We start from the raw sequence: 6,177 nt of genomic DNA, 5'->3' as shown, positions 1-6,177 counted from the left end.
ATTAAATCTCTTACTTTAATTTTTTTTAATGAGTGTAAATTATTTAATGAAATATAAATTTTTAATTTACTTATTTTTGAAATTTCATTTTGATCATCAAGGATTTTGGTATTTAAAGCTATGAAGTGTGGTCTTGGAAAAAAATTATATTTAATATTTTGAGAAAAATTGAAATTTAAATCGAATTTTCTTTGAAACTCATTTTTTAACTTTTTGGAAATATCATTTTGTGTATAAAAAGTAGGCAGCAATAAATATGATATAAAAACAACAAAAAGTGCGACAAAAGTTAAAATTATTTTATTATTTTTAAATAAAAAACTAATATTTTTAAAATTTAACTTGTTTAAATTTTTTTCTAAAAGATTATTAATAAAATTAGTGATGTTTTTTAAATATTTTACAAAAGAATTTGTTTTGCTCATGACAATTAAAGAAACCTTATAAAGTATTATTTTAAATGATAAACAAAGATTATTTAAAAAATTTAAATGATGCACAAAAAGAAGCTGTTCTGCATCTTGATGGACCTCTTTTGATTGTTGCTGGCGCCGGATCTGGAAAAACAAAAGTTTTAACTTCAAGGATTGCCAATATTATTAAAGAAAAAAAGGCATTCCCAAATCAGATATTAGCAGTCACTTTTACCAATAAAGCTGCTAAAGAAATGCAAAATAGAGTAAGCAAAATACTTGGCTCTACTGCAGTTGGACTTTCTTGGCTAGGCACATTCCATTCTATATGTGCGAAATTGTTGCGTAAACATGCTTCAGCAGCAAACCTTAATTCTAATTTTACTATTGTTGATACAGATGATCAGATAAGGCTCATAAAAAATATTTGTAAAGCTGAAAATATTGATATCAAACAATTATCACCAAGATTTATATTAGCAATAATTGATCGTTGGAAAAATAAAGGGTTTTATCCTAATGAAGTAGTAATAAATAAAAAAGATCTCTATGAAAAAACAATTCTTCCACTTTACAAAATTTATCAACAAAAATTAATAGACCTTAACTCCTGTGACTTTGGAGATCTTATTTTGCATGCTGTAAAAATTATAGAATCTAACAAAGATATTAGAGAAATATACTCAAAAAATTTTAAATATATTCTTGTTGATGAATATCAAGACACAAATTTTATTCAAAGTAAATGGCTTAAACTGCTTTCAGAAAAAAATAAAAATATTTGCTGTGTAGGGGATGATGATCAATCGATTTATAGCTGGAGGGGTGCGGAAATAAAAAATTTTTTAGAATTTGATCAAGTTTATCAAAATACAAAAGTAATAAGACTAGAGCAAAATTATAGATCTTCTCAGAATATTTTATCTGTAGCTTCAAATCTAATCTCCAATAACCAAAATAGAGTTGGAAAAACATTAATTACTACTATGGATGAAGGTGATTTGGTTAAACTAAACTGTTTTAAAAATGGTAAAGACGAAGCAATTGGAATTTCAGATGAAATAGAAAAAAATATTAAGAAAAAATTTTCATACAACAATATTGCAATTCTTGTTAGAGCTATTTTTCAAACACGTGAGTTTGAGGAACGATTTCTTAAAATTGGTATGCCTTATAGAATTTTAGGTGGAACAAAATTTTATGAAAGAGCTGAAATAAAAGACTGTGTAGCTTATCTGAGATTAATTTATCAAGAAAAAGATGACCTTGCTTTTGAAAGAATTGTAAATAATCCAAAAAGATCAATAGGAGATAGTACTTTAAAAAATATACACGAATTTGCTAAATTAAATAATTTAAATTTAGAAAGAGCTTCAATTAAAATGCTTGAAAAAAATCTAGTCAAACCAAAAGCTAAAATTGGATTAAATTTATTTATTAATTCCTTATCCAAGTGGAGAAATGACTTAATACTAAATAAATTAAATCATATCAAGTTGTTACAAATTGTATTGGATGAGTCTGGTTATTCAGCAATGTTGAAAAATAAAAAGGATGTAGATAATGAAAATAGATTAGAAAATATTAAAGAGTTATTAAGTGCTATGAAAGAATTTGATAATTTAGAAAGTTTTTTAGAACACGTCTCTTTAGCAACATCAGTAGATCAAGAATGGGATGGTGAAAAAATTAATATGATGACAATGCACGCTGCAAAAGGATTAGAATTTGAAGTAGTATTTCTTCCAGGCTGGGAGGAAGGGTTATTTCCTCATCAAAAATCTATTGAAGAAAAAGGTCAAAATGGCTTAGAGGAAGAAAGACGTTTAGCTTATGTGGGAATTACTAGAGCAAAGAAAAATGCTATAATATCTTTTTCAATGAATAGATTTTATCAAGGAGACTGGATAGACAGTATGGCTTCAAGATTTATAGAGGAATTACCAGAAAAAAACTTAGAGAAAAATTCTTTTTACGATGAAGAAACAAATAATGATGATGATTTTGAGTTTAATCAAGATTTTGAAATTGAGGAAACTACCAGAAGTCCAGGTTGGATCAGATATCAAAAAAGAATTAAATGAAAAATTACATAAAAGAATTAAGAACTAAATTTGATAAATATGAAATTGATGGCTATGTAGTTCCAAAAAATGACGATTATTTTACAGAATATTCAAAATTAAATCGATTAGAGGTTATCTCTAACTTTAGTGGATCTGCTGGTTTGGCGATAATTCTTAAAAATAAAAATTATTTGTTCACTGATGGAAGATATACAATTCAAAGTAAAATCGAGAGTGGAAAAAATTTTAAAATTTATGGATTTGAAAAATTAATAAATTGTAGTTTGTTTAAAAATCTTACACTTGGCATAGATCCAAAGTTATTTACTAATACTCAAATTAAAAATTATTTTTCAAAACACAATAAAATCAAATATGTTGAAAAAAATCTTATTGATGAAATTAAAAAACAGAAAGAACATAATTCTATACCATTTTTTTCTTTAGATAAAAAAATTGTTGGTGAAAGTGTTAATTCTAAATTAAACAAAATAACTAAATACTTAAAAAAAAATAACGCCGATTTTATTTTTATTAGTGCACCAGAAAATGTTGCGTGGACTTTAAATATAAGAGGTGGAGATGGCCCTAACAGCCCAATTCCCAATTCAAGATTGATAGTAAGTAAATCAAAAAAAATACAGCTTATAAGTAATCTTAAAAAGTGTAAGCAATTATTAAAAAATAAAATTATTAAGAAAGAAGAATTTTTAAATGTAAATACTTTACCAAGTAAAATACGACATCTTAAGGGAAAAAACTTTATTATAGATGATAAATCTTGTTCAATATTTTATGAAAATTTAATTAAATCTAAATTTAAGATCATAAAAAGAGATGATCCAATTTATCTTTTAAAAGCAATCAAAAATAAAACAGAGATTAAGAATATGATTAATGCTCATATCTTAGATGGAGTAGCATTAACTAAATTTTTATTTTGGATAAAAAAAATTAATAAAAAAAAAATTACAGAAGTGGATGCAGCTAAGAAATTAGAAAATTTTAGAAAATTAAATAAAAACTTTCTCTATCCTAGTTTTGATACCATAGCAGGCTCAGGTGAAAATGGTGCTATTGTGCATTACCGTGCAAAAAAAGAAAAATGCAGAACTATTAATCGAAATGATATTTTGCTTTGTGACTCAGGTGGGCAATATAATTATGGTACAACCGATGTCACAAGAACCATATGTTTTTCCAAACAAAAAAATAGTATCAAAAATATTTTCACAAAAGTATTAAAAGGTCATATTGCTGTTGCTACGACTGATATAAATAAAAATACCACAGGTAAAAAAATTGACAAAAGAGCGAGAAAATTTTTAAATAAAAGTAATCTAGATTATGCGCATGGTACAGGACACGGTGTTGGTTTTTTTCTTAATGTTCATGAAGGACCTCAATCTATTACAAAAATAAATACAGTAAAATTAAGAGAAGGTATGATCTTAAGTAATGAACCTGGGTATTATAAAACCAATGAATATGGAATTAGGATTGAAAATTTAGTTTATGTTAAAAAAATAAAAAAAAAATTGTCATTTCAAAATTTAACAATGGCACCTATAGAGAAAGATTTAATTAATTTTAATTTATTAACAATTGATGAGAAAAACTACCTGTTTAAATATCACTTGGAAGTTTATTCAAGTATATCAAAATATTTAAATCCAAATGAAAAAAGCTGGCTAGCCACTTTTATTTAGCATTTTCAAAAATTCAGCTTGGTCAATTACTTTTATTTTTAACTGTTTGGCATAATCTACTTTTTTTTTAGTTGGTTTTTCACCAACAATTAAGAAATTTAGTTTTTTTGATACACTGCTAATTGTTTTTCCAGAATTTTCCTCAATCAGAGATTTAACTTCTGCTCTGCTAATTCCATTTAATTTACCAGTAACTAAAAAAGTTTTATTATTAAACAAACCATCATCTGAATTTTGAACAGCATCTTTAATTAACAAAACATTTTCCAATTCATTTATAACTTTTTTATTAGCCTTATTTGAAAAAAAATTCTTAATTGAACGAACTTGTGTTTCACCAATTCCATCAATATTTAACATATCTTCATAATCAATTTGTTTAGATAAATTTTTAAATTTTGAAAATGATACAAAATGTTTAGATAACAATTTTGCATTTTCTAAACCTATATGTCTTATACCTAGAGCATATATAAATCTTTCTAAAGAAATATTTTTTTTTTGATCAATTGAATACTTTAAATTTTGAACAGAAAGTTTGCCCCAGCCCTCTAAAATTTCAATTTTTGAAAAATCTAAGTTAAAAATATCTTGGGGATATTTAATTAATTTTAATTTCCAAAAATTTTCAACTATTTTTTTCCCCAGGCCATCGATATTAAATGCTTCTTTTGAAACAAAATGTTTTAATTTTTCAATTGATATTTTATCACAATAATAACCTTCACTAGAACATCTCCTTACAGCATCAACTTTTTTTGTTATTTTGTTAAATTCTTTAATTGTTCCTGATCCACAAGATGGACAATTTTTTGGAAAAATAAATTTTTTTGAATTTTTTAATCTTTTTTGTTTATCTACTGAGAGTATATGGGGTATTACATCGCCAGCTCTCTCTATAACCGCAGTATCACCTATTCTAATATCTTTTCGATTAATTTCATCTTCATTATGTAATGTTGCGTTTGAAACTATAACACCACCAATATTAATTGGTTTTATTTTTGCTACCGGTGTTAAAGCTCCAGTTCTACCAACCTGTATGTCTATATCTAAAATTTCTGAAATTCCCTTACTAGAAGAAAATTTATGTGCAATAGCCCATCTAGGTGCATTTGCAACATTTCCTAATCTTTTCTGAAGATTAAAATCATTTATTTTATAAACAATTCCATCAATATCGAAATCAAGATTTGCTCTTTGTTTTTCTATCTCATTGTAATTTAAAATTAAATTTTTAACTCCAGATAATAACTTATTTAAAGAATTTGTTTTAAAACCCCACTCATTAAGTTTTTCAAGGAAATCTGATTGACTTTTAATATTTAAACCTTTTTCAAAACCATAAGTGTAAGCTATAAAGTTAAGAGGTATTTTTTTGGTGTCTTCAGGATTTTTTTGTCTTAATGATCCTGATGCAGCATTTCTTGGATTTGCAAATTTGTCTTTTAAATTCTCAAAATCTCTATTTTTAATAAAGACCTCCCCTCTTATATCAATATCTTCAGGAAAATCTTTTGAAATAATTTTTTTAGGAATATCATTAATAGTATTTAAATTTAAAGTAATATCTTCACCTTCATTTCCATCTCCTCTAGACAACCCTTTTAAAAATTTTCCATTTTTATATGTTAATGAGGCTGAGATACCATCAATTTTAGGTTCAGCTGTATATGATACTTTATGATCTTCTTTAAGTGATAAAAAATTTAAAATTTTTTTTTCAAAATTGTTTAAATCTTCCTCTGTAAATGCATTTGCTAAAGAAAGCATAGGTATCCTGTGAGCAAACTTTTTAAAATTTTTTGATGGTATATATCCTACTTTTTTTGAGGGAGAGTAGTCAGATTTTAAATCAGGATAAACTTTTTCTATTTGTAATATTTCTTTTTTTAAGTCATCATATTCTTTATCTGAAACTTTAGGATTACTATTTTCGTAATAGAATTTATCATATTTTATTAATAATTTTATTTTTGAATTATATTC

Annotated in this window: 4 protein-coding genes; 2 read left to right on the top strand and 2 right to left on the bottom strand. The window is 25.2% G+C overall.

Annotation, left to right across the window (positions count from 1 at the left end):
- The coding region (locus tag ACTT9Y_RS07010) for an AsmA family protein (protein ID WP_440933644.1) at nt 1-425 on the bottom strand (425 nt) is incomplete at its 3' end.
- A 35-nt stretch (nt 426-460) separates the two neighbouring features.
- Here ACTT9Y_RS07010 and ACTT9Y_RS07005 point away from each other — a divergent pair.
- Nucleotides 461-2,497, top strand: a complete 2,037-nt coding sequence (locus ACTT9Y_RS07005) for an ATP-dependent helicase (RefSeq protein WP_440933643.1) — start codon at nt 461-463, stop codon at nt 2,495-2,497.
- Nucleotides 2,494-4,188: a M24 family metallopeptidase gene (locus ACTT9Y_RS07000; protein WP_440933642.1), complete on the top strand. Its 1,695-nt coding sequence runs from the start codon at nt 2,494-2,496 to the stop codon at nt 4,186-4,188. The genes ACTT9Y_RS07005 and ACTT9Y_RS07000 overlap by 4 nt, the downstream gene beginning before the upstream one ends.
- Here the strand turns inward: ACTT9Y_RS07000 and ligA are convergent.
- On the bottom strand, nt 4,171-6,177 hold a 2,007-nt coding region (gene ligA / locus ACTT9Y_RS06995; RefSeq protein ID WP_440933641.1), incomplete at its 5' end, for an NAD-dependent DNA ligase LigA. The genes ACTT9Y_RS07000 and ligA overlap by 18 nt on opposite strands.

The sequence above is a fragment of the Candidatus Pelagibacter sp. genome (assembly GCF_052049995.1).
Classification (GTDB): domain Bacteria; phylum Pseudomonadota; class Alphaproteobacteria; order Pelagibacterales; family Pelagibacteraceae; genus Pelagibacter.
Note: the sequence above shows the minus strand (reverse complement) of the source record. Positions and strands in the feature narration are given on the sequence as shown.

Bases quoted from the DNA above. Each gene is read 5' to 3' on its own strand.
- ACTT9Y_RS07005 (WP_440933643.1), top strand. From the start codon at position 461: ATGATAAACAAAGATTATTTAAAAAATTTAAATGATGCACAAAAAGAA.
- ACTT9Y_RS07000 (WP_440933642.1), top strand. From the start codon at position 2,494: ATGAAAAATTACATAAAAGAATTAAGAACTAAATTTGATAAATATGAA.